Here is a 24949-nt window from a genome sequence, read left to right as displayed (position 1 = left end):
AAGGTCAGCCGAATTTCCGGTTGGCCTTTTGTTTTGTTCAGGAGCCTCTAAGCATTTTTGCTGAAGGGAAAATCAATCTTTAGACCTATGACAAGGTCCGGAAAATTGGGCATAATGAGTACATAAGTTACAGATAATCAGAAACTGGCAAACTGTCCCATGTCCGTGCATAGATAAATGGATAACCATCAAGGAGGAACCACCATGAATGAAAGAGACCGTATTTTGGCGTTGGTAAGAGAAGGCATCATCACTACAGAAGAAGCGTTGGTGCTGCTGGAGAACTTGGCCAAACGTGAAGGGAAAGATGCTGTGAAATTGAATCAGCGGCAGGATTTTACGGACGCACCTGATGCTGCAGCCAAAGACACGGAGCAGACCGGACAATCAGCGGATCCGGAAACCGAGGACCGGAAAAATTTGGAAAAGATTTTGGATGAACTGGCCAGCGAAATTTCCTATTTTTCTTCACAAATCGACGCAAAAGGCGAAGCACTCTTGACGCTGAAGAAACAGATCAGCGAGAAATCCGAAAAAAGGCAAGAATTGGCCACGGCCGATGAATTAGGCGATTTGACCGGAGAACAAGAAATCACCCTGATGCGATTGGATGAAGAGCTGGAAGGGCTCCGCGGGCAAGCTGACGCACTCGAAGCCGAAAAAGCCGAGATGGAGCAAAAAATGCGCAGCCTCAAAAAAGAGCATGTGGAGAACAGCGTGAAATCTTTTGGAGAGAAACTGGGCAACAAGGATGAATGGAAAGACACGGCCACGAACCTGACGGAGCGCTTGAGCAAAGCAGGCGCGCAACTCGGCAAATTTTTGACCGATACGGTCCAAACTGTGGTTGAGAGTGTCGATTGGAAAGAAACCGACTTCAACATCAAAATACCCGGGCTGATCACCAGCAAATTCCAGCATGAGTTCACGTTCGATCAAAATACAGCTACGATCCTGGATTTCCAATTGGCGAACGGCAACGTGACGCTGCAGAGCTGGGAAAACGAAACCATTTCGGTCGCAGCTGATGTGAAAATCTACGGAAAAACCGAAGAAGCGACAGCAAAAGAAGCATTCGAAGCGCGAAGCACGGTGGTGATGGATGAAGACAAATTCACCTTCCGGGTTCCGAACAAGCGGGTGAAATGCGATATCATCGTCTCCCTGCCGAAGCGCGAATACGATTATGTCGCAATCAAAATGCTGAACGGGAATGCGACCCTGAAAAACATCGAAGGAAAAGATTTCTACATCAAATCCACTAACGGCAATATGCTCATCTCGGGACTCAAGGCCATCATGCTGGAGACGGACGGCGTCAACGGTAATCTGGATGTATCGGAAAGCACGATCATAGACGTCCTGGCGAAGACCATCAACGGCAGCCTGACGATCAAAAGCGATGTCATCAGCGCGACTGTTTCCGTTGTGAACGGCGATGTGAAACTGTCCTATCCGGTAACAACCGCGAAACAGATCCAGGCCAGTTCCGTGAACGGATCCGTCAAACTATCCTTGCCGGCTGCGAAAAGCGCAGAGGTGAAAGCCAGCAGTTCCTTGGGTCAGATCATGAACCGGATGGAGAACATCGAAATCATCCGCCAGAAAGATGAGCGCACGAACAAGTATCTGGAATTCAGACGAATGGACGAAGAATCGCCGGTTATGGTAGAATTAAAGACAACAACAGGAAACATATTCTTAAAAAATAACTGAAAATAACTGCAATAAACAGTATCCATAAGGAGAGAATGACCATGAAAAAATTAACGAAATCTGCTACGGACAGGCAAGTCAGCGGGGTGCTTGGAGGCATCGCCGAATACTTCGGCATCGACTCGACGATTGTGCGCGTGATTTTCCTGATTGCCGTATTTGCGGGGGTTGGATCGCCCGTGTTGCTGTACATCCTGATGGCGATTCTGATGCCTGAACCGGGTCAAAGCGGAAGCGGCCAGTCATTCGGCGGAACATATGGTTCTTCATCTTCCCGCCGCAATTCCGATGCTTCAAGACCCGTAAAGGAAGCAAAGCCAGTGGACAAACAAGAAGAGGACGACTGGAGTGATTTCTGATGGGATTTTGGAAGAAAGCAGCTGTCAATTCGCTGGTTTTCGTCGCGTTGGCTTATTTTATGGCACCCTCATTTTATGTGCATAGTCTCTGGACGGCATTCTGGGCCAGCATTGTCCTGGGCATCGTCAACTTTTTGATCAAACCGGTGCTTTCGATCCTCTCGTTCCCGATCACGATCCTTACTTTCGGTTTGTTCAGCTTCGTCATCAATGGCTTCATGCTGTATCTGACGTCATGGTTGGTGGGGCCAGGCTTCCATTTCACAAACTTCGGCACGGCATTCCTGGTGGCACTGATCATGTCGGCTGTGCATCTGTTCCTGAACAGGGATGATTCGTATTGAGCCGTGCGTTGCCAACTTCAAAATAGCATGGAAGGCAGTTGAAACGATTGTTTCAGCTGCCTTTTTGTGCTTTCGTATGCATCAATAAAATGTTATGATGGATAGGAATACACTCAACCACAAGCGGCTTCGGTTCGTGCTTGCGGCAAGAAAAAAATAAGAAAAGCCTGCCTGATCGAGTGCAGGCAATTATAGGATAGAGCGAGGGATAAGCATGGCGAATACAGTCACTGTACGAGAATTAGTGAATTCTTCAGGTTATATTGTACTGAGCGGAGAAGAATTTTTGGGAAACAAGATCACGACCAGCGAAATCTCCAGACCCGGCGTTGAGTTGACCGGATTTTTTAACTTTTACCCGTCGGCCCGCATCCAATTGCTGGGGAAAACGGAACTGACATTCATCGAAAGGATGACCGCCGAAGAGCGGCTGATCGTGATGAGGCGTCTTTGCAGTAAAGAAACGCCTTGCTTCGTCATCGGGCGCCGGCTTCCGGCCCCTGCTGAATTGATGAAAGCCGCGCAGGAAGCCGGCATTCCGATCCTTTCGGCGCAATCCAGAACGACAAGAGTATCCAGCAACATCACCAACTTCCTTGAAGGCAAATTGGCGGAACGGGTTTCGATGCACGGGGTTTTCGTTGATGTTTTCGGGATGGGCGTCATGATAACCGGGGACAGCGGCGTCGGGAAGTCGGAAACGGCTTTGGAACTGATCCAAAAAGGACACCGTCTGGTTGCCGACGATCGCGTTGATCTGTATCAACACGACGAAAATACGCTGATCGGCGAGGCACCGGGCATCCTGCGCCATCTGATCGAAATCCGCGGAATCGGCATCATCGATGTGATGACGCTATTCGGGGCCGGTGCCGTCAAGCAGACCAATGAAGTCAACCTGATCGTCAACCTGGAGCTTTGGAGCAAAGACAAGAAGTTCGAAAGACTGGGCAGCACGGAGGAAATCGTGAACATTCTCGATGTCGGCATCCCTAAAATCACAATTCCGGTAAAAACCGGACGAAATCTTGCCATCATCATCGAAGTGGCGGCCATGAATTTCCGTGCGAAAACAATGGGTTACAACGCCGCTGAGACTTTCGAAAGGAATCTGGAAGCCCTGATAAAAGAGAATGCCCAAAAAGGTGAATAAGCTTTACAAAGGAGGATGTAATGGATAATTTGATAGCTGTATTGAACCCCATCGCATTGTCGTTCGGTGGGTTGGAAATCCGGTGGTACGGCGTCATCATCGCGGCAGGGATTCTTGTTGCCATGGCGCTGGCGACGAAAGAGGCGGAGAAAAAGGGATTGGATCCTGATTTCATCGTCGATATGATGTTCTGGGCGATACCGATCGGAATCATCGGTGCCCGCATCTATTATGTGCTGTTCGAGCTGGACTATTACCTGCAGAATCCCGGCGAAATCATCCAGATCTGGAATGGCGGCATCGCCATTTACGGTGCATTGATCGCCGGTATTCTGACGATCTATTGGTACACGAAAAGTAAAGGGATTTCGCTTGCCTTGACACTGGACATACTGGCACCAGCAGTGCTGATTGCGCAATCGATCGGCAGATGGGGCAATTTCATGAATCAGGAAGCGCATGGCGGGGAAGTCAGCCGCGCTTTTTTGGAGAAATTGTTCCTGCCTGAATTCATCATCGAGCAGATGAACATCAACGGCACCTACTATCATCCGACTTTCCTGTATGAATCGCTTTGGTCGTTGGCCGGATTTGTGCTGATTCTGTTCCTGCGCAGAAAAGAACGGGTTTTGCGGACTGGCGAGGTGACGCTGACTTATGTCATGTGGTATTCGTTTGGGCGCTTCTTCATTGAAGGTATGCGCACGGACAGCCTCTATCTTTTCGGACCGATCAGGGTTTCCCAGGCGCTTTCCATCCTGCTCTTCCTTGGCGCGATGGCAGTCTGGGCTTACCGACGGAGAAACAATTATCCGCCCGATCCTTACTACACGGACATCAGCAGAAAGGAAGCCTAACTTAAGAATGACTTTTAAAACGGTATTACTTGATTTTGATGGTACGCTTGCAGACACGAACCGGCTCATCAGTGAAAGCCACTTTGTCGTCATGGAGGAAAATTTTCCGGGCAGATTCAAAAAAGAGGAAATGGCGCAGTTCAACGGTCCCAGTTTAGAGGAAATATACGGCAACCTTGATCAAAGCCGCCAACAGGAGCTGGGCGCCCGTTACCGGGAAGTGATGCTGGCGAAGCATGACGACATGATCGGCATTTTCCCCGGCATCAAAGAAATGCTGGAGAACCTCAAACAAGAGGGCCTGCGCTTGGGTGTCGTTTCGACAAAACGCAGCGATGTGCTGAAACGGGGTGTATCGATCCTTGGCATCACGGAATATTTTGACACGATCATCGGTTCCGACGGTTTTTCGCACCCGAAACCTGATCCGGAATCGCTCTTCTTGGCCATGGAGCGTCTGGATGCTGAAAGAGAAACCAGCGTGATGGTCGGAGACAATCACCATGACATAGTCGCAGGCAATAATGCCGGCGTCACTAGCGTTTTTGTGGGTTGGTCGGAAAAAACGACGTCTTTCATCCAGCCATACCGGCCAACAAAAATAGTCAAGGATCCACAGGAGTTGGAAGAATACATTCTTTCCGGCATGAGAGCTTAAGGGAGAGGGAGAGAACAGAATGAAACAAAAAGTCGCCGTATTGGGGGCAGGATCTTGGGGAACCGCCCTATCCATGGTTTTGGATGAAAATGGGCATGAAGTCCGCCTTTGGGGGAATGACCCGCAACAGATCCAAGAAATCAACGAGCAGCATACGAATAAGCATTATTTGCCCGGCGCACGGCTGAGCGAAGCGATTGTGGGGTACACCGATCTGAAAGCCGCCATCAGTGGAGCGGACGCGCTTTTATTCGTGTTGCCGACAAAAGCGATCCGTGCGGTCGCCAAAGCAGTCGCACCGCTCTTGGACGGGCAAACAAAGCCGCACCTGATCCATGCCAGCAAAGGCTTGGAGCAGGATACCCATAAGCGGATTTCGGTCATCATCAAGGAAGAGATTCCGGCTGAAAAATACGACAGCTTGGTCGTCCTTTCCGGACCAAGTCATGCGGAGGAAGTCGCCAAAAAGGACATCACGACGATCACTGCCGCATCCGAGAATGAAGCGGACGCCGCTTATGTCCAAAAATTGTTCATGAATCCTTATTTCCGGGTATACCGGAATACGGATGTGATCGGAGTGGAACTGGGGGCTGCCCTGAAGAACATCATCGCTGTGGGGGCAGGTGCGCTCCATGGATTGGGTTATGGCGATAATGCAAAGGCGGCTTTGATGACCCGTGGATTGGCAGAAATCAGCCGTCTGGGGATCGCTTTCGGTGCCGACCCGTTGACCTTCATCGGCTTGAGCGGGGTAGGCGATCTGATCGTGACCGGCACAAGCCGCCACTCGCGGAACTGGCGGGCCGGAGATCTGATCGGCAAAGGCCATGCTCTGGATGAAGTGCTGAATAACATGGGGATGGTCGTTGAAGGCGTCGCGACGACAAAAGCCGCTTATGAATTGGCTCAGGAAAAAGGCATCGAAATGCCGATCACGGAAGCCATCTATAAGGTGTTGTACAAGAACGTCGATGTCAAAAAAGCAATCGAGGAATTGATGCTGCGCGAAGGCAAAGCGGAACAATCCTCTCAAAATGTGGAAAAGGGGAGCCAAAAGATATGAAGAAAGTCAGAAAAGCAGTCATTCCAGCCGCAGGATTCGGCACACGTTTTTTACCGGCAACGAAAGCGATGGCAAAAGAGATGTTGCCGATCGTCGATAAGCCAACGATCCAATTCATCGTTGAAGAAGCGATCGAATCCGGGATCGAGGATATCCTGATCGTAACCGGCAAAAGCAAACGTCCGATCGAGGACCATTTCGACTCGAACATCGAATTGGAAGCCAACCTGCGCGAAAAGGGCAAAAATGAACTGCTGGAGCTGGTGCAGGAAACAACCGGTTTGCGCATCCATTTCGTCCGCCAATCTTACCCATTGGGTCTGGGCCATGCGGTCCTTCAGGCAAAGGCTTTTGTCGGGGATGAGCCGTTTGTGGTCATGCTTGGTGATGACCTGATGGAAGATGAGGTACCATTGACCAAGCAGTTGATGGATGCCTATGAACGGACCCATGCTTCGAACATCGCTGTGATGGAAGTACCCCATGAAGAAACTTCCAAGTACGGCATCATCGATCCGGATCAGGAACTGGAGCCAGGCTTGTTCAACGTCCGCCGATTCGTCGAAAAGCCGAAGCCGGAGGACGCACCGAGCAATTTGGCGATCATCGGCCGCTACTTGCTGACGCCGGAGATTTTTGAAATTCTGGAAAATCAAAACCCGGGTGCAGGCGGAGAAATCCAATTGACCGACGCCATCGATACCTTGAACCAGACACAACGCGTGTTTGCAAAACGCTTCGACGGCAAGCGTTTTGATGTCGGAGATAAATTCGGTTTCCTGACGACAAGCATTTCCTATGGCCTGTCCCATCCGGAAATCAAAGACAAATTGAAAGACTATCTGGTGGAGCTGGGCGAAAAGCTGGCTGCCGAAGATGAAGCCAAGTAGACACTCAGGCTTACCAAAACCTTTAGTTTGTAAAGCAAAAACAGAAGAAGCCGGACCATCGATCGTGTTGCGATTCATGGCCCGGTTTCTTCTTGAATGCGGGCTCTGAGCAGAATTGTGGCACAAACAATAAAGTCAGAGTAAACTGAATAGGAATCCTATTCCGGCATCCAGCCGGAAGAGACCTAACACCAGAAGGAGATACAATAAATATGGAGCAAACCGAAAAAATTTATGACGTCATCGTCATCGGAGCGGGTCCGGGGGGGATGACAGCAGCTCTTTACGCATCGCGGTCCAATCTAAGCACTTTATTGCTGGAACGCGGCATCCCGGGCGGAGAGATGAACAATACTGCCGAGGTGGAAAATTATCCTGGCTTCAAGTCAATTTTGGGACCGGAACTGGCCGAAAAAATGTACGAGAGCGCGATGCAATTCGGAGCCGAGCACGCCTATGGAGATGTGAAACGCATCGTGGTCGACGGGGATTACCGCATCGTCGAAGCAGGCAAAAAATCCTACAAGGCGCGCGCCGTCATCATCGCGACCGGTTCCCACCACCGCAAATTGGGTATCCCTGGAGAAGATCAGTACAACGGCCGTGGCGTGTCCTATTGTGCCGTCTGTGATGGGGCTTTCTTTAGAGGCAAACAATTGGCTGTGATCGGCGGCGGAGATTCGGCTGTGGAGGAAGGGATCTACCTGACCCAGTTCGCCGATGTCAACATCGTGCACCGCCGCGATGAATTCCGTGCCCAAAAAATCATCCAAGGCCGTGCTTTCAAAAATGAAAAAATCAGCATCACCTGGGATTCCGTTGTGGAAGAAATCAAAGGTGACGGACAAAAAGTCACGGGCGTCGTGATCCGCAACAAGAAAACCAATGAAATCACAGAAAAAGCCGTGGACGGCGTCTTCATCTACGTAGGCATCTTGCCGCAATCGGATGCTTTCCTCGACCTGGGGATCACGGATGGAGAAGGCTGGATCATCACAAACGAGCATATGGAGACCGCCGTACCGGGCATTTTTGCAATCGGGGATGTCCGGCAAAAACTGCTGCGCCAAATCACGACTGCTGTCGGTGATGGCGGGGAAGCCGGGAACCGAGCATTTGCCTACATCGAAGACTTGCATGACCGCCTCGAAGCTGCCGAAGCGGCTGCCGAAACAGTGGACTGAGAAAAAATAAGCGTATATCGCAATGTTGTTCAGATTCCAATTATCCGAAAAGTTCATGTTCTGATTCCAGAGCATGAACTTTTTTTGTAGATTCCATCTTTTTGCTCAAATGGCATGCAAATAATGTTATAATATAGCAAAACTAATATGGGAAGGATGATGAAAATGTCTTATCAACAAACCATTGCACAATGGAATAATTTTGCCTTATTAGAATCTACATTAAAAGAAGAATTAAAGTCTTTGGAGGGAAATGAAGAAGCGCTGAAAGATGCTTTTTTTGCTCCGTTGGAATTCGGGACTGCCGGAATGCGCGGTATCCTGGGAGTCGGCATCAACCGAATGAACATCTACACAGTCCGCCAAGCGACCGAAGGCTTGGCCCGTTTGATGGAAGCGAAAGGCGAAGCTGAGAAGAAACGCGGTGTTGCAATCGCCTACGATTCCAGACACCAATCTCCGGAGTTCGCGATGGAGGCAGCGAAAACATTGGGTGCACACGGCATTCCGGCTTTCGTTTTTGAGAGTCTGCGCCCAACGCCTGAATTGTCCTTTGCAGTCAGACATTTGAATGCGCTAACGGGCATCATGATCACTGCCAGCCATAATCCAGCCGACTACAATGGCTACAAAGTCTACGGCGATGACGGCGGCCAGATGCCTCCAGCCGATGCGGACGCGCTGACCGAATACGTCAGAGCGATCGAAAACCCGCTGACGATCCAAGTGGGCGACGAAGCTGAACTGAAAGCAGCCGGCTTGATCAAAATGCTCGGGGAAGAGGTCGATGCGGCCTATCTGGACCTGGTCAAAACCGTGACGGTCGATCCCGCCCTTGTCCATGAAATGAGCAAGGAGATGAAATTGGTCTTCACTCCGCTTCACGGAACCGGCCAGATGCTGGGGGAACGCGCTCTGAAGAATGCCGGCTTCGAAGGCATCCATGTCGTTCCGGAACAAGCAGTAGCCGATCCGAACTTCTCCACTGTGAAATCTCCGAACCCGGAAGAAGCTGGTGCATTCGAATACGCCATCAAACTGGGAACGGAACTGGATGCCGACATTTTGGTCGCGACCGATCCGGATGCTGACCGCCTTGGTGCAGCCGTCCGCAAAGCAAAAGGCGAGTACGTTGTCCTGACCGGTAACCAGATCGCTTCATTGATGTTGGATTATCTGCTGCGCGCTAAAAAAGCGGCAGGCACGTTGCCGGCCAACGGAACAGCCCTGAAATCGATCGTATCCAGCGAGTTGCCTACAGCCATCGCTAAATCTTACGGAGCGGACATGGTGGATGTTCTGACCGGATTCAAGTTCATCGCCGAAAAAATCAAGCAGTACGAAGAAGACCACAGCAAGGAATTCTTGTTCGGCTTCGAGGAAAGCTACGGCTATTTGGCGAAACCTTTCGTCCGCGACAAGGATGCCATCCAAGCCTTGGTGCTGATCGCCGAAGTGGCTGCCTACTACAAGAAAAAAGGCCAAACGCTGTATGACGGCCTGGTCGAAATCTTCGAAACGCACGGCTATTACAAAGAGCAGACGATTTCCGTGACGATGTCCGGCATCACTGGAGCAGAAAAAATCAAAGCGCTGATGGCCAAGTTCCGTTCGGAGGCACCGGCTGACTTTGCAGGCATCGCCGTATCGATCACGGAAGACTTCGGCAATTCGACGAAGACTTTCACTGACGGTTCCACCGAAAGCATCGATATGCCGAGCTCGAATGTGCTGAAATATTTCCTTGAGGACGGCAGCTGGATCGCCATCCGTCCAAGCGGAACAGAGCCGAAAATCAAATTCTACATCGGTGCCAAAGCCGACAGCCAAGTTGCGGTAGATGAAAAAGTCGCTGCCTTCGAAGCGAGCATCCGTAGCCTGACTGCTGAATAATCTAAAATACGAAGCGGGGGCTGTCTCGAAAAAAGAGACAGCCCCCGTCTTTTTGGTGCGGACTCTGGCTGGAGGAGCGGGTTGGCAGGCATGCGCTCCTCCGGTGGAGGCCCACTCACCGGAGAACGCCGGCAGCAATCGGATGCAACTCCGAGGAAGCCGCTCTCACCGGAGAACACAAACAGAATGCGGGCCGAACTCCGGCGAACCCTGCGCTCTCCGGAGAAGAACAGTTGCAGATTTAAGCAATGCAGAGCGGGTTGCACAGAGTGTTACCGGATAAAGCAGAAACGGGCTGTCTCGGAATGAGACAGCCTCGTTGGCGATTATATTCAGAAAGTCTTAGCCAACAGTTTGGCTTTTTCGATCGCTTCGGCGACGATTTCATCGGCCCGATCCGGATAAGTGTCCATCCCTTCAACGAACAATTGGGAGATGTCTTCGACTCCGAGGAAGCGGAAAATGCTCTTGATGTACTGGCTGGCCGGATCCTGACCGTCAAAAATGCCGCCGTTCGCTTGGATATGCAGCAATTTTTTGTCCGGGACCATCCCGACGGCGCCCGAATCGGTGTAGCGGAATGTCTGGCCGGCGACCGTGATGGTGTCGATCCATGTCTTCAGGCGTCCAGGCACATGCATGTTCCACAAAGGATTGGCGATGATGATCTTGTCCATGGACAAAAAATCATCCGTGTAATGGTTGAACAGCGTCACTTTTTCCTGCTGACGGGAAGTCAACTGATCAAAGAGCACGCCTTTGGACAATTCTTTCCAGGCGGTCAAAAGATCGCGGTCGATTTCAGGGATGGCGACTTCGTAAAGATTCATGTCCTTGATGCGGTCGTAAGGATTCACCGCTTTATATTCCTCCAGAAAAGCATCCAGGACTTTCATGGAACGGGAGACGCTGCTGTCGAATGGATGCGCGCGCACAACTAAAACTCTGGCCATAGAATAACCTTCTTTCCGATTTTTATAGTTACATGATACCATTTAGAAGCGAAGATGAGAAAGGTTAACCCCTGCGCCATCCGGTATCCCCAAACAAACGCAAACAAAGAACAGGGGCCGCCTCGCATATCACATGATGAGGCGGCCCCTGTTTTATGCAATTAATGTTAAGCGACAAATGCCTCCGCGGAAACGGGTGTTTCGTCGATGAAGAATCGTTTGTACCAGACGAGGAAAATGTAGGCTGTCCAGATTTGGCGGCCGTAATCCAGTTTCTTCGTATAGTTGTCGTCAAGGATCTGCACCAGTTTGTCGGTGTCGAAGAATTCGGCCGCATAGTCGGATGCGAAGGCCTTCCGGACTTCCTTGTAGAATTCTTCTTCACGCAGCCAGTGGCGGATCGGAGTCGGGAAGCCCAGTTTCGGACGTTTCGCCCATTCTTCCGGCAGGACATCGGCAGCGGCTCTGCGCAGCACGTATTTCGTATCGATCTCGTTGACGCGGTATTCCGAAGGGATGCGTTTCGCCAATTCCATGACTTCCTTATCCAGGAACGGCACGCGCAGTTCCAACGAATGGGCCATGCTCATCTTGTCGGCTTTCAACAGGATATCCCCAGGCATCCAAAGGTTCAGATCGAGATACTGCATCTTCGTCACATCATCCTGGCCTTTGACTTCGTCATAGATCGGTTTCGTGATTGTGCGGATATCCGGGCCGTTTTTGTAGGCCGGCTTCAGGATGTCCACAGCTTCTTCCTCATCCCAGACGATGGCTTGGCCGATGAAACGTTCTTCCACTTTTTGGCCGCCTTTGACCAGGAAGGTCGTCAAAGTATTCTTCGGCAGTTTGTGCGCCAATTTGCCGATGCCTTTTCTCAGACTGTAAGGGATCTTTTCGTAGGTCTCCATCTTCTTGGACGGCTCGTACCAGGAGTAGCCGCCGAAGATCTCATCCGCGCCTTCACCGGAAAGCACGACCGTCACGTCTTTTTTCGCCAATTCGGCCAAGAAATACAACGGAACGGAAGACGGATTCGATTGCGGTTCATCCATATGGTATTGGATGGTAGGCAGGGCATGGAACGCTTCTTCCGGCGAGATGTACTTGCGGACATTCTCGATGCCGAGGATCGCGGAAAGATCGGCAGCCTGATTGGTTTCGTTGAACATTTTTTCGTATTCGGAGAAGCCGACCGAGAAGGATTTTTCCGGTTTCATCAAAGCTGTGACCAAGCTGGAATCGACGCCGCCGGAAAGGAAAGCGCCGGTCTTCACGTCACTGATTTTGTGGGCGCGGACGGAATCGGCCATTGTTGCTTTGACTTCTTCCACGTAGCTCTCCAAAGTGCCGTTTTCGGCATGGAATTTTTTGTCCCAATATTCGACCGTATGGATGTCGTTGCCTTTCAGTACCATATAGTGCGCCGGCTTCAATTTGTGGACGCCTTTGAAGAAGGTTTCGCCCATCGAAGAGTATTGCAGCGTCAAGTAAGGGCGCAAAGCATCCTTGTTCACTTCTTTGATGAAAGCAGGATGGGCCAAAAATGACTTGATTTCGGAACCGAAAAGCAAGCTGCCATCGGTCGTATTCGTTGTGTAGTACAACGGCTTGATGCCGAAGCCATCGCGGGCGATGAACATCGTATCGTTGACTTTGTCCCAGATCGCGAAGGCAAACATGCCGCGCAGCTGTTTCAAGAAGTCATAACCGTATTCTTTGTAGCCATATATCAAGACTTCACTGTCCGTTTTGGAATGGAAGATGTGTCCTTTTTGCTTCAGATCTTCGCGCAACTCCTGGAAGTTGAAGATTTCGCCGTTGAAAACCAATACCAAATTTCCGTCTGCACTGTACATCGGTTGTTTCCCGTTATCGGAAAGATCGATGATGCTCAAGCGGCGGAAGCCTAAAGTTACCTTGTCATCAGAATACATGCCGCCGCTGTCTGGTCCGCGGTGGACGATCCTGTTCATCATACCTTCAATCACAGTCTGATGGTTCCATGCAGTCGATCCATGGATGTATCCAACAAAACCACACATTTATACCACTCCTTAAGTATCTCTTGCTAGATCAGATGTTCTGTCTAGAGTCCAATCTATTCTATCACAAATGGAAAATCATTAAAAGAAAATATCCGATGGCATAACTTGGCGGAATCCCCAAAAAGAAAAAACAAGACAATCCACGTTTTGTGGGAGTGCCTTGTCCTTTCGATTTCACTATGTATTTTGTTCACTCAATGTTTACTGGTCACTTTGCTGGATGGATCCAATCGTTTTTCCAAAAGACCCAGCAACCAATCGGCCAGAACTGCCATCAAGGCTGTCGGGATAGCGCCGGCCAGGATGATGGCTGTCCCGTTCGTCGCATTCACACCGCGGGAAATGATATCCCCCAAACCGCCGGCGCCGATGAAGGTACCGATGGCGGTGATGCCGATCGCAACGACCAAAGCATTGCGCAATCCGGCCATGATGACGGAAAGGGACAACGGCAATTCGACCATATAAGTCAACTGCAGCCGCGTCATTCCCATGCCTTTACCGGTATCCAACAGCGCGGTATCGACATTCCGCACACCCGTATAGGTGTTTTTGATGATCGGCAGCAGCGAATACAGAAAGACGGTCGCAATGACGGTGTCCGATCCGAGTCCGAGTCCCAGCATCAGAATGGACAACAGCGCCAATGAAGGGATCGTTTGGATGACATTGGCGGCGCCGATGATCCAATCCGCCAATTTCTTGTGGCGTGCGATCCAAAAACCGAGTGGAATCGCCACAATCGCTGCAAAAAGCACACCGTAAATGGAAATCAGAAAATGGCGTGTGAATTGTTCGAATACATAGCCGGCGTTCTCTCTATAATAGTAGAGCAATTGCTGAAGTGTGTTCATTTCACTTAAGTTCATCATTTTCGCTCCTTTAGGGGTGTGACTTCTTTATCTTCGAAATAGTTGTTCTCTTCCAAGAAAGTTTGCGCAACTGTTTGGGCTTCCACCAAATCGTTATCGACTTCATAGTTCATCGCCTGCATCATCTCATCTGTCACGGTGCCCTCCAATTTCAGCAGGATGGTCTCCAGTTCGGGATAAGCCTCAAGAATCTCTTTAGTGGCAACCGGACTGGCGTCGTATGGCGGGAACAGTTGCAGATCGTCTTCAAGAACGACCAGACCGTAGCTTGCGATCCGTCCGTCCGTGGAGTAGCCCAAAACGATATCCATTTCGTCCGCCTGCAGGGCATCATAAACGAGCCCGACCTGCATCGGGTAGACGCGCTGGAAATCAAAACCGTATGTTTCTTTGAAGGCTTCATAACCGTCGCCTTCCCGCTCCATCCAAGAGTTGTCCACGCCGGCCCGCAGCTTCGGTGCCAACGCCACGAGGTCGCTGACAGTCTCCAAATTGTTTTCTTCGGCGAATTCACGTGTCACCAGAAAGGCGTAGGTATTGGCAAAACCGTAGGACGGGAACCAAACCTGATTGAATCTTTCGTCGAAGCCCTTTACAACCGTATCGAAAGCCAATACGGGATCGGTGAGGGGATCCAGACCCAGCTCGCCGGTCAGGGAAGTTCCTGTGTAGCGGGCAGCCGATACATTTGCATCGCCGCCGATCATGGCCTGATGGTTCAGAGTCGAGGAGCCAAGGTTGTTGACCATATCCACTGAAGCATCCGGCAGATAGTGTTCGACCATCCCCCTGACCATATAGCTCAATACTTGCATCTCGGTCGTTGTCCCACCGGTGATGACGATGCCTTCATTATTGACGGATGCACCAAGGCCAGGCAGGGAGCAAGCAGCCAACAACAGGAATGTCAGCGGAAACAGCAACCATTTCTTAAAACGATTCTTCATGATCAGTTGCCTCCTTTTGTTGCGGATGTTGTCTGAGGGGAAACGACTTTTTCAAGCTTTCCGAGCAGGAAATCAGCCAATAAAGCCAATAAGGTTACCGGCAAAGTTCCCCAAATGATCATTTCCTGATCGTATACATTCAAGCCGTTAAAAATATAATCCCCTAAACCGCCGGCTCCGATATACGAAGCAAGCGTGGCCCATGCGATCACATAGACACCGGCCAACCGGATGCCGGACATGATGACAGGAGCAGCCAAAGGCAATTTCACCTGCAGGATGATCTGGTTCTCGGTCATTCCCATTCCTCTTGCGGAATCGACAATATTGCTGTCCACATTCGAGATGCCGATGAACGTATTCCGCAGGATCGGCAGCAGGGAATAGATGAACAGGGCGACAATCGCGGGAAGTTTTCCGATCCCGAAGAGAGGGATCATCAGGGCCAATAAAGCCAAAGAAGGGACGGTCTGGAGAACCGAAACAAAACTGATGATGAAACCGGAATAGCGCTTGAAGCGTGTCAAAATGATGCCCAGAGGAACCGCGGCCAGAACGCCAAGCAGCAGGGCCAAGGCAGAAATGTAGAAATGCTCACCTGTTTTAAAGAGCAGCTCGGAACCGTTCGTTGTCAAAAAATCCATTGTCCATCACCCCTTAACCGTTTCGAAATCTGCAGTCGTCTCGATGACCTCTTCAGCCGGCATCTCGGGTTCCAGGTCTCCCCAGATTGTATTGTAGACCATGTCGACAATCGAAGTGCGTGTGATCAAACCGATCAGATGGTTCTTTTCATCGACGACAGGGATATTTTTGTAACCCAATTTCAGGATCCGCTGCAAAGCATCCCGGACGAGTGTGCCTTCGCGGACAAAGGAAACTTCACTCATGACCTCGCCGACAGTGACCGGTCTGCGCCGGTTGTGGTCGATCGCTTCGACACTGAGCATGCCCAACAGCACATCGTCCGCATCCGTGACGAACAGGCTGTCGACCCGACGCGTGCGCATCAGCTTGATCGCTTCGGAAAGATTCTGCTCGGCCGCTACGGATACCGGTCCGCGGATCATGATCTGCTCAACTGTGCGGAAATTCGTGCGCGCTTGGCTCAGGCGATCTTCACCGATGAAATTTTCGACGAATTCGTTCGCCGGATTCATCAGGATATTGTCGGGTGTGTCGAATTGGACGACTTTTCCGTCCTGCATGATGACGATGCGATCTGCCAGTTTCAAAGCTTCATCCATATCGTGGGTGACGAAGACAACCGTTTTGCCCAGCTCGCGCTGCAGTTGTTTGAGGAGTTCCTGGAGGGAATCGCGGGTGATCGGATCCAATGCTCCGAAAGGCTCATCCATCAGAATGATGTCCTGATCGGCCGCCAAAGCTCGGATGACGCCTATCCGTTGCTGTTGTCCGCCTGACAGTTCGGACGGGTAGCGTTCCAGAAAATCCAATGGCAGATCGACTTTTTGGATCAGTTCTTCGGCGATCTGTCTTTGTTTTTCGATTGGCCATTTCAGCAATTTCGGGACCATGACGATGTTTTCGAAAATCGTCATGTGGGGCATCAGGCCGATCTGCTGGATGACGTAGCCGATTTGGCGCCTCAGTTCCACCGCATTCATGTCCTTGATGTTTTTTCCGTCGATCAGGATTTCGCCGAAGGAGGGTTCGATCATCCGGTTGATCATGCGCATGGAGGTCGTTTTGCCGCTGCCGCTGGTGCCGATGAAGACAATAAATTCGCCATCGTTGAACGTCAGATTAATGGAATCCACAGCGATTTTTCCGCCGGGAAACTTTTTGGTTAAGTTTTTGAATTCTATCATGGGTTTCACCTCATATTTAATTTTTATTTCACAAATAGCTGACTTTACCTTACCGCGAAAGGAAGCGTTTTTGCAAATGATAAGGCCGGAAGATTGTGAAAAACGCGTATTTTTGGTAGGGCTTTCATCTTTGTGATAGCGGTATATTTCCGACAAATTTTTATATTTAAAAATTCATTCGATTGTAATGTTGTAAAATTGACATAACGGTTGTTCAATATAATCGACTCGCTGGTTTTGGATCAGGCTCGCAGCATAAAAGAATTAGTGGGCTTCATCCGAAAAGAATGCTAGGATATAGGGAGAGGCAATGAGTTGCCCATCCGGATTAATGAGAACGTTTTCCTGTTTGGGCAAGGACAATTTCCAATCCAGAAAAGAGGAGCACAAATGGACAAAAAATACATCATGTCGATCGATCAGGGCACAACCAGCACGCGGGCAATCATCTGGGACAAGCAGGGCACAATCATCTCTTCTTCGCAGCGCGAATTGATGCAGTATTACCCTGAGCCGGGCTGGGTGGAGCACGACGCGAATGAGATTTGGATCAGTGTCCAGTCGGTTATAGCCGATGCCTTAATCAGGGGTGCCATCCGGCCGGAGGAAATCGCCGCCATCGGGATAACGAACCAACGCGAAACAACCGTCGTATGGGACCGCCTTACCGGAATGCCGATCCATCATGCGATCGTCTGGCAATCCCGCCAGACTTCGAAAATCGCCGACGAACTGAAGCGGGAAGGCCACAACGAATTCATCCATGACAAAACCGGGCTGATCATCGATTCCTATTTTTCGGCAACGAAAATCAACTGGCTGCTGGAACATGTCCCGGGGGCACGGGAGCGGGCCGAAAAGGGGGAATTGCTTTTCGGCACAATCGATACGTGGATCGTCTGGAAACTGACAGGGAAAAAAGTGCATGTGACGGACGTTTCCAACGCCAGCCGCACGATGCTGTTCAATATTTACGATCTGGAATGGGATGAGGAAATCCTGGGTTTGCTGGACATTCCGCGGACGATGCTCCCGGAAGTCCGTTCTTCATCGGAAATATATGGGTACACGGTGGAAAATGATTTTTACGGTTCGCGCATCCCGATCGCCGGCATCGCCGGCGACCAGCAAGCCGCACTTTTCGGGCAGACCGGCTTTGAAGAGGGGATGGTGAAGAACACATACGGCACCGGCGCATTCATCGTCATGAACACCGGAACAACACCGGTGAAATCGGAAAACGGACTGCTGACCACCATCGCCTACGGGCTGAACGGCAAAGTGACGTATGCCCTGGAAGGCAGCATTTTTGTGGCCGGCTCCGCTTTGCAATGGCTGCGGGACGAAGCCCAATTGATCCGGACAGCCGCGGAATCGGAGGAATACGCCGAAATGATCGAGTCGAACGAAAATGTCTATATGGTTCCGGCATTCGTCGGACTGGGGGCACCCTACTGGGATCAGGATGTGCGCGGCGCCTTCTTCGGGTTGACGAGAGGGACTTCCAAGGCGCACCTGATCCGTGCGACACTCGAATCGTTGGCCTATCAGACGAAGGATGTCGTGGATACGATGCAGAAAGACTCCGGCTTGGCCATCACGAATATGCGCGTCGATGGCGGAGCGGCCCACAATAATTTCCTGATGCAATTCCAAAGCGATCTGCTGAACACGACGTTGACCAGATCCAAAGTGCTGGAGACAACCGCACTTGGCGCCGCCTATTTGGCCGGGCTCGCTGTGGGATTCTGGGAAGACACCGATGACATCATCAAAAATTGGGAACTGGACTGCGAATTCCATCCGCAAATGGCATCAGAAACACGCGATGACCTCTACGCCGGCTGGCAAAACGCAGTAGCCGCCGCCCGCCACTTCAAACACAAAACAAAAAGAGCGAGATGATTCCCGGGTAGAAATCGAGCATTAAGAGGACTACCACAAAGCGGAAAAGCTTAAAAATCCGTAAAATGCTCAGAAACAAACAAATGATACACCCGGTATGTTATAATGGCTGTAAACACTTTTGACTGGAGGAATTATCATGGCAGACACTCTCGAATTGGTAGTCATAACGGGGATGAGCGGCGCCGGCAAAACGGTGGCTTTGCAGACATTCGAAGATTTGGGTTATTTCTGTATAGACAATATGCCCCCAAGTTTATTGCCGAAATTTTGGGAACTTGTAAAGGAATCGGGTAAAATCAGCCGGATCTGTTTGGTGATCGATCTGCGCTCCCGAGCTTTTTTTGAAGAGATCATGTCTGCTGTTGACAGCTTGGACAACACTTCATTCATTACGACACGGGTCATTTTTCTTGATTCGAAGGATGATGTCTTGGTTTCCCGCTACAAAGAGACCAGAAGAAGCCACCCTTTGACGCAGTCGGGCGGCACCGTCCTGGAAGGGATCCGTAAGGAACGGGAACTGCTTCAGGATATCCGCAACCGCGCACAGTTGGTCATCGACACGAGCGAAACCACCCCGCGCCAATTGAGGGAGCGTCTGCTGGACACTTTCAAAGTCGACGATAAGGACGTTTTCCATATCGAAGTCGTTTCCTTCGGGTTCAAATACGGCTTGCCGATCGATGCCGATATCGTCATGGATGTCCGTTTCCTGCCGAATCCCCACTACATCGACGAGTTGCGTCCTTTGACGGGATTGGATAAGCCCGTCTACGACTATGTGATGCAACAATCGGAGACGGAAATCTTCTACAAAAAATTTATCGACCTGTTGGAATACATCATTCCCGGCTATAAAAAAGAAGGCAAGACCAGCGTGAATATCGCAATCGGCTGTACAGGCGGACAACACCGCTCGGTCGCATTGGCGGAACGCACCGGCCTGCAATTGAAAAGCGCAGGTTACCAGGTGAACACGAGCCACCGTGACCGCAACAAACGCAAAGAGACGGTGAATCGGTCATGAGCCAAAATCCGAGCAGAACGAAAAAAATCGTCGTCATCGGCGGCGGAACGGGCTTGCCGGTCATCCTGAATGAGTTGAAGAAACACAATACGGACATCACGGCCATCGTTACGGTAGCCGACGATGGCGGCAGCAGCGGCATCATCCGCAATCATGTCAATATTGTGCCTCCCGGGGATATCCGCAACTGTCTGATTGCGCTCTCCGATATGCCGAAGTTGGAGAAGGACATCTTCCAGTACCGCTTCGACTCAAAGGACTCCTTCATTTCCGGTCATGCCATCGGGAACCTGATCATCGTGGCCTTGGCCGAAATGAAAGGCAACATTTTTGATGCCATCCGGTTGCTGTCCGTCATGATGGGCGTAAAAGGAAAAATATACGCTGCAGCCGACGAGCCGCTCACGCTCTATGCAGAGTTCAGCGACGGAACGGTCATCAAAGGCGAATCGAAAATCGCAAAAGGCCGCAAAAAAATCGAACGGGTTTATGTCAAGCCTTTGGATGAAACGCGGGAGGCCGTCGCTTCCCGTCACGTCATCAACAGTATCATGGAGGCGGATATGGTCGTCATCGGACCGGGCAGCCTCTATACGAGCATCCTGCCGAACCTGATGATCAGTGATCTGGGCCAGGCGGTCATCGATACCAAAGCCGAGAAAGTCTACATCTGCAACATCATGACACAGTTGGGCGAAACGGAGGGATTCAGCGATGCCGATCACATCCGGGTATTGCATGACCATCTGAAAGCGAAATTCATCGACACCGTATTGGTGAACACGGAAAAAGTGCCGGATGAATACCTCAACCAGCAAGCCGATGAAGAGTATCTTTTTCAGGTGCGCCACGATTTCAAAGGATTGCGCGAAGAAAACTGCCGGGTCATCTCTGCCGATTTCCTCGATATGAAGAACGGCGGCGTTTACCATGACGGCAATAAAGTGGTTTCGGAACTGATGAATCTGATTTCCAATATCAAAACTATCTGTTGACCTTTTTTCTGATCGAAAGAAGTTGTCGGAAAGGAGGAAATTATGTCTTTTGCATCTGAAGTAAAGAAAGAATTGACGACATTGGAAGTGCACCGCGAACACGCGAAAGCCGAACTGACCGCATTGATCCGGATGAGCGGATCGGTCAGCATCTACAATCAGGCGTTTGTCCTGAATGTCCAGACAGAAAATGCAGCCATCGCCAGACGGATGTATGTCCTTCTGAAGGAACACTACTCGTTCGAAAGCGAGTTGCTGGTGCGCCGCAAAATGAAACTGAAGAAAAACAATGTCTATATCGTGCGACTGAAGCAGGGCGTCCGGGAACTGTTGAGCGACCTGAACATTTTCGACGGACTGTCATTCAAGACGCAAGTTTCCGAAGACATCATGAACAACAACCAGAAAGAACGGTCTTACCTGCGCGGTGCCTTTATGGCAGGGGGCTCGGTGAACAGCCCGGAAACGAGCCGTTACCACCTGGAAATCTATTCCAATTATGAGGACCACAACCAGGACATCTGCGATATGATGAATCATTTCGATCTGAATGCGCGGACGATCGAGCGCCGCAACGGCTTCATCACGTATCTCAAGGAAGCCGAGAAGATCGCTGATTTTCTGGCATTGATTGGTGCCCACAATGCGATGATGAAATTTGAGGATGTCCGGATCATTCGCGATATGCGCAATTCGGTCAATCGGCTGGTGAATTGCGAAAACGCGAATATGAACAAAACGATCGATGCAGCAGCAAAACAGATCGCCAACATCGAATTCATCGAAGCGACGGTCGGCCTTTCAAAATTGCCGGACAAGCTGAAGGAAATCGCCGTGATCCGCTTGGAGAACCCCGACATCAGCCTGAAGGAACTCGGCGAAATGATCCCGAGCGGAGCCATCTCCAAATCCGGCATCAATCACCGTCTGCGGAAAATCAATGACTTTGCGGATTCATTGCGGATGGGAAAAGCCATCGGTTGATGAGTGCGCGGAGCCCGGAGACAGTGAAAAGTCTTCGGGTTTCTTTTTTTGTTAAAAGCAAACCCTCCTTTATTGCGGATATTACAGACAGTAAGTCAAGCTGAAGGAGGAATGCAAGCATGAATCAAGTATCATTGATCGGGCGGCTGGTTCGGCCGATCCAAGTGCAACACGTGAATGGGGAAAGGCAAGTCTGCAACAATACGTTAGCGGTGCAGCGCATCAGGAAAGCGGACGAAGGCCAACCGCAGGCAGACTTCATCCCTGTCGTTTTTTGGGGAGCAACGGCCAATCTGCTGGAACAATACTGCGCCAAAGGGAACCAGATCGGCGTCAACGGCCATTTGGTTTCCCGCTCGTACGTCAATAAGCAGGAACAGCACGTTTACGTTGTCGAATTGGTCGTGGAAGAATTGTATTTTGTGGAAGCGAAAAGAGAGCAAGAAGCAGTCTGATGCTTCAACCGGAACGGGCGACCTCTGAACGGGGGCGCCTTTTTTCTGTCGGAAACAGGGATTTCCTGATTATTTCATAGAAACTTCAAACGTATGTGGTATGGTAGATTGGAAATGATGCCGCTTAACAGAAAACAAGCTATAATGGGGATAACGAAAAGGAGAATCGCTATGGAAATTTTGATGATAGAAGACAATGAAGCCGTCTGCGAAATGATGGCGATGTTTTTTGAGAACGAGGGCTGGCAAGCTGTCTTCAAACATGACGGGAAAGAAGGCCTGGAGACGTTCGCGGCAGCAGGCAGAAAGTGGGATATGATCATCCTTGATCTGAACTTGCCGAGCATGGACGGGATGCAAGTGTGCCGCGAAATCAGGAAAATTTCCCAGTTCGTGCCGATCATCATGCTGACAGCGCGCGATTCGGAAAGCGATCAGGTCATCGGATTGGAAATCGGCGCGGATGAATATGTCACGAAGCCTTTCAGCCCATTGACGCTTATCGCCCGCATCAAAGCGATGCACCGGCGCGCCACGGTCGATCATTCGCAGATGCAGTCCGGCAATGACTTCGATGTGATCACCGATCATGTCAAAATCAGCACGATTACGCGCGAAGCCTACCTTGACGGGAATCAGATCGAAAGTTTGACGCCGAAAGAATTCGAATTGTTTGCCTTGTTGGCCGAACATCCGAAGCAAGTCTTTTCAAGGGAACATCTGCTGACCCGGATTTGGGAAGATCCCTATTACGGGGATGAGCGCACAATCGATGCCCACATCAAAAAGCTGAGGCAAAAAATAGAGGCGGTCGGACCGCAGGTGATCCAGACCGTTTGGGGAGTCGGCTACAAATTCGACGACAGCGGAGTAGAGGAAAAATGAAGTACGTCTATCAACAAATCCTTGCGTTTTTCGCCTTGATCCTTTTGACCGTCAGCACGACCGGCATTCTGATCATCCAATACGTCACCAGCAATGTCTACGATGAGAAAGAGGCGCAGCTGTATGGCTATGCCGAATCTGTCATCGATCAGAACATGACAATCCAACAACTGGAAAGCGGTTCTGCTTTGGTATCCAACCAGGATGTCTCATTTGCCATCTTCGATGCCGAAGACCATATGGTTTATCCGCAAGCGACGGATCTTTACACGAGCGGAATCAGCGCCGAAGATTTTGAAAGGCTCGCAGCAGGGGAGCGGATTTCTTTGACTGAGCGGGACCGAGGCTTCATGAATGAGAAGAAGCCTTTTTTGACGGTCTATCTGCCGCTTTTTAATGCGACTACGGCCGAGTTCACCGGCTTCATTGCGGTGGGCTCACCGGTGAAAGGGATCGAGGACGAAATCAGCGAAATTGAGCACAATCTGCTGGTTGCAGTGCTGACTTCCGGCGGCATTGCGATTATTTTGAGCCTTGGGATCGCCAATTATCTGACCAGGCGGATCAAACGTATGCGGAGGGCCACTCATGAAATCGCATCAGGCAATTTTGATATCGCGCTGGAAAATTACCACAAGGATGAATTTGATGAATTGTCGGAGGATTTCAATCAGATGGCGCGTTCTTTGAAGGCGTCCAATGAGGAGGTCGAACGCCAAGAGAATCTGCGGCGTCAGTTCATGATGGATGTGGCCCATGAGATGCGCACGCCGCTCACGACGATCAACGGTATCCTGGAAGGGCTCCAGCACCATATGATCCCTGAAGGCAGCCGGGACCGGAGCATGCAATTGATGCAGAAAGAAACCAAAAGGCTCATCCGTTTGGTGAACGAAAACCTGGATTACGAGAAAATCCGCTCCAATCAGATTGTCTTAGTGAAGCAAGAATTTTCCGCCAAGGAGGCACTGGAGAATGTTGCGGAGCAAATGCGGTCAAAAGCAGAGGCGAGGGCGGATCGGATCATTGTGCAGGCGGAGACAGCGGACCGGATTTATGCGGATTATGACCGCTTTATCCAGATCATGGTGAACTTGACGCAGAACGCGATCCAATTCACGAAAAACGGCACAATCACCTTGTCGTCTTTCCCAGACGGAGAACAGCAAGTCATCCAGGTCAAGGATACGGGCATCGGCATCGAAAAGAAGGATATCACGAGTATCTGGGAAAGATTCTATAAAGTGGATGTTTCCCGGAAGAACACGAAATTTGGCGAGTCGGGGATCGGATTGGCTGTGGTCCAATCTTTGGTGCTGAACCATAAAGGAACAATCGATGTGGAGAGCGACCCGGGAGAGGGAACCACCTTCACGATTACCTTGCCGACAAAAGCTGTATCCGAAAAAGACAAATAAAAGAAGAAAGCGGGACAGAACGCGTTTAGCCCCGGACAACTGGAGCGGACAAGCGCAGGCTGGCTGTAAGCCATCCGAGCATTGTTCGCGAAGTAGTGACAGGGGCTGCGTTCTGTTTTGCGTTTACGCAAATTAAGTTTGGATGCAGGAAAGAGGCCGGGATTTTGTCCCGGCCTCTTTCTTGGTGTGCGCCCGGCATGGGTGATAACTTGGTGGTGAAAGTCCACTACAGGCTTTGCAGTAGGAACTGTTAGCGAATGACAAGGGTGTCCACCGTGAGGTGGAATCTGAAGGAAGTCGGACGCAAACACTCGCACTGACGGACAGAAATCTCATATGAGGCTGTATGGAGACGGACGAGCTTGCATCACAAAGCAAAGTCCAATACTGCACGAATCTCCTGCAGTAAATGAGGCAGTGACATGAGTGGAAGGTTATCATTCTTACCCGGGGAGGTCTCGCTAGCAGGACTCCCTGTAGTAACAACGAATAGCGAGAAGTCAGC

The 24949-nt window shown here is 50.6% G+C and carries 23 protein-coding genes; 17 read left to right on the top strand and 6 right to left on the bottom strand.

What is annotated here, in order from left to right; genetic code table 11:
* Positions 1-204 precede the first annotated feature (204 nt).
* From liaX to BMX58_RS06805, 10 genes are all read left to right on the top strand, one after another.
* Positions 205-1716, top strand: coding sequence for a daptomycin-sensing surface protein LiaX (gene liaX, locus BMX58_RS06850; RefSeq protein WP_068620910.1), 1512 nt, complete (start codon positions 205-207; stop codon positions 1714-1716).
* Positions 1717-1757: 41 nt separating this feature from the next.
* Entirely contained in the window at positions 1758-2075 is a 318-nt protein-coding gene (locus BMX58_RS06845; protein WP_068620912.1) for a PspC domain-containing protein, read from the top strand.
* The gene (locus tag BMX58_RS06840; RefSeq protein ID WP_068620913.1) at positions 2075-2419 is read left to right on the top strand and encodes a phage holin family protein; all 345 of its coding nucleotides are present in this window, start codon (positions 2075-2077) and stop codon (positions 2417-2419) included. Before BMX58_RS06845 ends, BMX58_RS06840 begins: the two co-directional genes overlap by 1 nt.
* A gap of 214 nt (positions 2420-2633) precedes the next feature.
* Complete coding sequence (gene hprK, locus BMX58_RS06835) at positions 2634-3572, top strand: HPr(Ser) kinase/phosphatase (RefSeq protein ID WP_068620915.1); 939 nt, start codon at positions 2634-2636, stop codon at positions 3570-3572.
* 20 nt (positions 3573-3592) lie between these two features.
* On the top strand, positions 3593-4429 hold the full coding sequence (gene lgt, locus BMX58_RS06830) for a prolipoprotein diacylglyceryl transferase (protein ID WP_068620917.1): 837 nt from the start codon (positions 3593-3595) through the stop codon (positions 4427-4429).
* Positions 4430-4436: 7 nt separating this feature from the next.
* Positions 4437-5087 (top strand): HAD-IA family hydrolase, encoded by a 651-nt coding sequence (locus BMX58_RS06825; RefSeq protein WP_068620918.1) that lies wholly within the window; start codon positions 4437-4439, stop codon positions 5085-5087.
* Positions 5088-5106: 19 nt separating this feature from the next.
* Positions 5107-6153, top strand: coding sequence for an NAD(P)H-dependent glycerol-3-phosphate dehydrogenase (locus BMX58_RS06820; protein WP_068620920.1), 1047 nt, complete (start codon positions 5107-5109; stop codon positions 6151-6153).
* The gene (galU, locus tag BMX58_RS06815; RefSeq protein ID WP_068620922.1) at positions 6150-7043 is read left to right on the top strand and encodes a UTP--glucose-1-phosphate uridylyltransferase GalU; all 894 of its coding nucleotides are present in this window, start codon (positions 6150-6152) and stop codon (positions 7041-7043) included. The genes BMX58_RS06820 and galU overlap by 4 nt, the downstream gene beginning before the upstream one ends.
* Before the next feature lie 212 nt (positions 7044-7255).
* Positions 7256-8227 carry a thioredoxin-disulfide reductase gene (trxB, locus tag BMX58_RS06810; protein WP_068620924.1) on the top strand — a complete coding sequence of 324 codons (972 nt, stop codon included), beginning with the start codon at positions 7256-7258 and terminating at the stop codon, positions 8225-8227.
* A gap of 165 nt (positions 8228-8392) precedes the next feature.
* On the top strand, positions 8393-10120 hold the full coding sequence (locus tag BMX58_RS06805; protein ID WP_068620926.1) for a phospho-sugar mutase: 1728 nt from the start codon (positions 8393-8395) through the stop codon (positions 10118-10120).
* A gap of 332 nt (positions 10121-10452) precedes the next feature.
* Here BMX58_RS06805 and BMX58_RS06800 read toward each other — a convergent pair whose 3' ends face one another.
* The 6 genes from BMX58_RS06800 to BMX58_RS06775 all read right to left on the bottom strand — a co-directional run bounded on the left by BMX58_RS06800 (position 10453) and on the right by BMX58_RS06775 (position 16772).
* On the bottom strand, positions 10453-11073 hold the full coding sequence (locus BMX58_RS06800) for an NAD(P)H-dependent oxidoreductase (protein WP_068620928.1): 621 nt from the start codon (positions 11071-11073) through the stop codon (positions 10453-10455).
* A 167-nt stretch (positions 11074-11240) separates the two neighbouring features.
* Positions 11241-13118 (bottom strand): asparagine synthase (glutamine-hydrolyzing), encoded by a 1878-nt coding sequence (gene asnB / locus BMX58_RS06795; RefSeq protein ID WP_068620930.1) that lies wholly within the window; start codon positions 13116-13118, stop codon positions 11241-11243.
* A gap of 197 nt (positions 13119-13315) precedes the next feature.
* On the bottom strand, positions 13316-13993 hold the full coding sequence (locus BMX58_RS06790) for an ABC transporter permease (RefSeq protein ID WP_275425207.1): 678 nt from the start codon (positions 13991-13993) through the stop codon (positions 13316-13318).
* Positions 13990-14940, bottom strand: a complete 951-nt coding sequence (locus BMX58_RS06785) for an osmoprotectant ABC transporter substrate-binding protein (RefSeq protein ID WP_068620932.1) — start codon at positions 14938-14940, stop codon at positions 13990-13992. The genes BMX58_RS06790 and BMX58_RS06785 overlap by 4 nt, the downstream gene beginning before the upstream one ends.
* A 2-nt stretch (positions 14941-14942) precedes the next feature.
* A complete protein-coding gene (locus tag BMX58_RS06780) occupies positions 14943-15584 on the bottom strand; it encodes an ABC transporter permease (RefSeq protein ID WP_068620933.1) in 642 nt (213 codons plus the stop codon).
* Positions 15585-15590: 6 nt separating this feature from the next.
* Entirely contained in the window at positions 15591-16772 is a 1182-nt protein-coding gene (locus BMX58_RS06775; protein WP_068620934.1) for a betaine/proline/choline family ABC transporter ATP-binding protein, read from the bottom strand.
* A gap of 390 nt (positions 16773-17162) precedes the next feature.
* On the opposite strand from BMX58_RS06775, the gene glpK reads away from it, so the two are divergent.
* From glpK to BMX58_RS06740, 7 genes are all read left to right on the top strand, one after another.
* Positions 17163-18677: a glycerol kinase GlpK gene (gene glpK, locus BMX58_RS06770; RefSeq protein WP_068620936.1), complete on the top strand. Its 1515-nt coding sequence runs from the start codon at positions 17163-17165 to the stop codon at positions 18675-18677.
* 139 nt (positions 18678-18816) lie between these two features.
* Positions 18817-19707, top strand: a complete 891-nt coding sequence (gene rapZ, locus BMX58_RS06765) for an RNase adapter RapZ (protein WP_068620938.1) — start codon at positions 18817-18819, stop codon at positions 19705-19707.
* Positions 19704-20702, top strand: a complete 999-nt coding sequence (locus BMX58_RS06760) for a gluconeogenesis factor YvcK family protein (RefSeq protein ID WP_068620941.1) — start codon at positions 19704-19706, stop codon at positions 20700-20702. Before rapZ ends, BMX58_RS06760 begins: the two co-directional genes overlap by 4 nt.
* 42 nt (positions 20703-20744) lie before the next feature.
* Positions 20745-21686, top strand: coding sequence for a DNA-binding protein WhiA (gene whiA, locus BMX58_RS06755; RefSeq protein WP_068620943.1), 942 nt, complete (start codon positions 20745-20747; stop codon positions 21684-21686).
* A gap of 119 nt (positions 21687-21805) precedes the next feature.
* Positions 21806-22141 carry a single-stranded DNA-binding protein gene (locus BMX58_RS06750; protein ID WP_068620945.1) on the top strand — a complete coding sequence of 112 codons (336 nt, stop codon included), beginning with the start codon at positions 21806-21808 and terminating at the stop codon, positions 22139-22141.
* 171 nt (positions 22142-22312) lie between these two features.
* Complete coding sequence (locus BMX58_RS06745) at positions 22313-23026, top strand: response regulator transcription factor (RefSeq protein ID WP_068620946.1); 714 nt, start codon at positions 22313-22315, stop codon at positions 23024-23026.
* Positions 23023-24444 (top strand): sensor histidine kinase, encoded by a 1422-nt coding sequence (locus BMX58_RS06740; RefSeq protein WP_068620948.1) that lies wholly within the window; start codon positions 23023-23025, stop codon positions 24442-24444. The genes BMX58_RS06745 and BMX58_RS06740 overlap by 4 nt, the downstream gene beginning before the upstream one ends.
* Positions 24445-24949 lie beyond the last annotated feature (505 nt).

The organism is Trichococcus ilyis, assembly GCF_900109135.1.
Taxonomy (GTDB): domain Bacteria; phylum Bacillota; class Bacilli; order Lactobacillales; family Aerococcaceae; genus Trichococcus; species Trichococcus ilyis.
Note: the sequence above shows the minus strand (reverse complement) of the source record. Positions and strands in the feature narration are given on the sequence as shown.

Coding starts and splice junctions, on each gene's coding strand:
- liaX (WP_068620910.1), top strand. CDS start 205: ATGAATGAAAGAGACCGTATTTTGGCGTTGGTAAGAGAAGGCATCATC.
- BMX58_RS06845 (WP_068620912.1), top strand. CDS start 1,758: ATGAAAAAATTAACGAAATCTGCTACGGACAGGCAAGTCAGCGGGGTG.
- BMX58_RS06840 (WP_068620913.1), top strand. CDS start 2,075: ATGGGATTTTGGAAGAAAGCAGCTGTCAATTCGCTGGTTTTCGTCGCG.
- hprK (WP_068620915.1), top strand. CDS start 2,634: ATGGCGAATACAGTCACTGTACGAGAATTAGTGAATTCTTCAGGTTAT.
- lgt (WP_068620917.1), top strand. CDS start 3,593: ATGGATAATTTGATAGCTGTATTGAACCCCATCGCATTGTCGTTCGGT.
- BMX58_RS06825 (WP_068620918.1), top strand. CDS start 4,437: ATGACTTTTAAAACGGTATTACTTGATTTTGATGGTACGCTTGCAGAC.
- BMX58_RS06820 (WP_068620920.1), top strand. CDS start 5,107: ATGAAACAAAAAGTCGCCGTATTGGGGGCAGGATCTTGGGGAACCGCC.
- galU (WP_068620922.1), top strand. CDS start 6,150: ATGAAGAAAGTCAGAAAAGCAGTCATTCCAGCCGCAGGATTCGGCACA.
- trxB (WP_068620924.1), top strand. CDS start 7,256: ATGGAGCAAACCGAAAAAATTTATGACGTCATCGTCATCGGAGCGGGT.
- BMX58_RS06805 (WP_068620926.1), top strand. CDS start 8,393: ATGTCTTATCAACAAACCATTGCACAATGGAATAATTTTGCCTTATTA.
- BMX58_RS06800 (WP_068620928.1), bottom strand. CDS start 11,073: ATGGCCAGAGTTTTAGTTGTGCGCGCGCATCCATTCGACAGCAGCGTC.
- asnB (WP_068620930.1), bottom strand. CDS start 13,118: ATGTGTGGTTTTGTTGGATACATCCATGGATCGACTGCATGGAACCAT.
- BMX58_RS06790 (WP_275425207.1), bottom strand. CDS start 13,993: ATGATGAACTTAAGTGAAATGAACACACTTCAGCAATTGCTCTACTAT.
- BMX58_RS06785 (WP_068620932.1), bottom strand. CDS start 14,940: ATGAAGAATCGTTTTAAGAAATGGTTGCTGTTTCCGCTGACATTCCTG.
- BMX58_RS06780 (WP_068620933.1), bottom strand. CDS start 15,584: ATGGATTTTTTGACAACGAACGGTTCCGAGCTGCTCTTTAAAACAGGT.
- BMX58_RS06775 (WP_068620934.1), bottom strand. CDS start 16,772: ATGATAGAATTCAAAAACTTAACCAAAAAGTTTCCCGGCGGAAAAATC.
- glpK (WP_068620936.1), top strand. CDS start 17,163: ATGGACAAAAAATACATCATGTCGATCGATCAGGGCACAACCAGCACG.
- rapZ (WP_068620938.1), top strand. CDS start 18,817: ATGGCAGACACTCTCGAATTGGTAGTCATAACGGGGATGAGCGGCGCC.
- BMX58_RS06760 (WP_068620941.1), top strand. CDS start 19,704: ATGAGCCAAAATCCGAGCAGAACGAAAAAAATCGTCGTCATCGGCGGC.
- whiA (WP_068620943.1), top strand. CDS start 20,745: ATGTCTTTTGCATCTGAAGTAAAGAAAGAATTGACGACATTGGAAGTG.
- BMX58_RS06750 (WP_068620945.1), top strand. CDS start 21,806: ATGAATCAAGTATCATTGATCGGGCGGCTGGTTCGGCCGATCCAAGTG.
- BMX58_RS06745 (WP_068620946.1), top strand. CDS start 22,313: ATGGAAATTTTGATGATAGAAGACAATGAAGCCGTCTGCGAAATGATG.
- BMX58_RS06740 (WP_068620948.1), top strand. CDS start 23,023: ATGAAGTACGTCTATCAACAAATCCTTGCGTTTTTCGCCTTGATCCTT.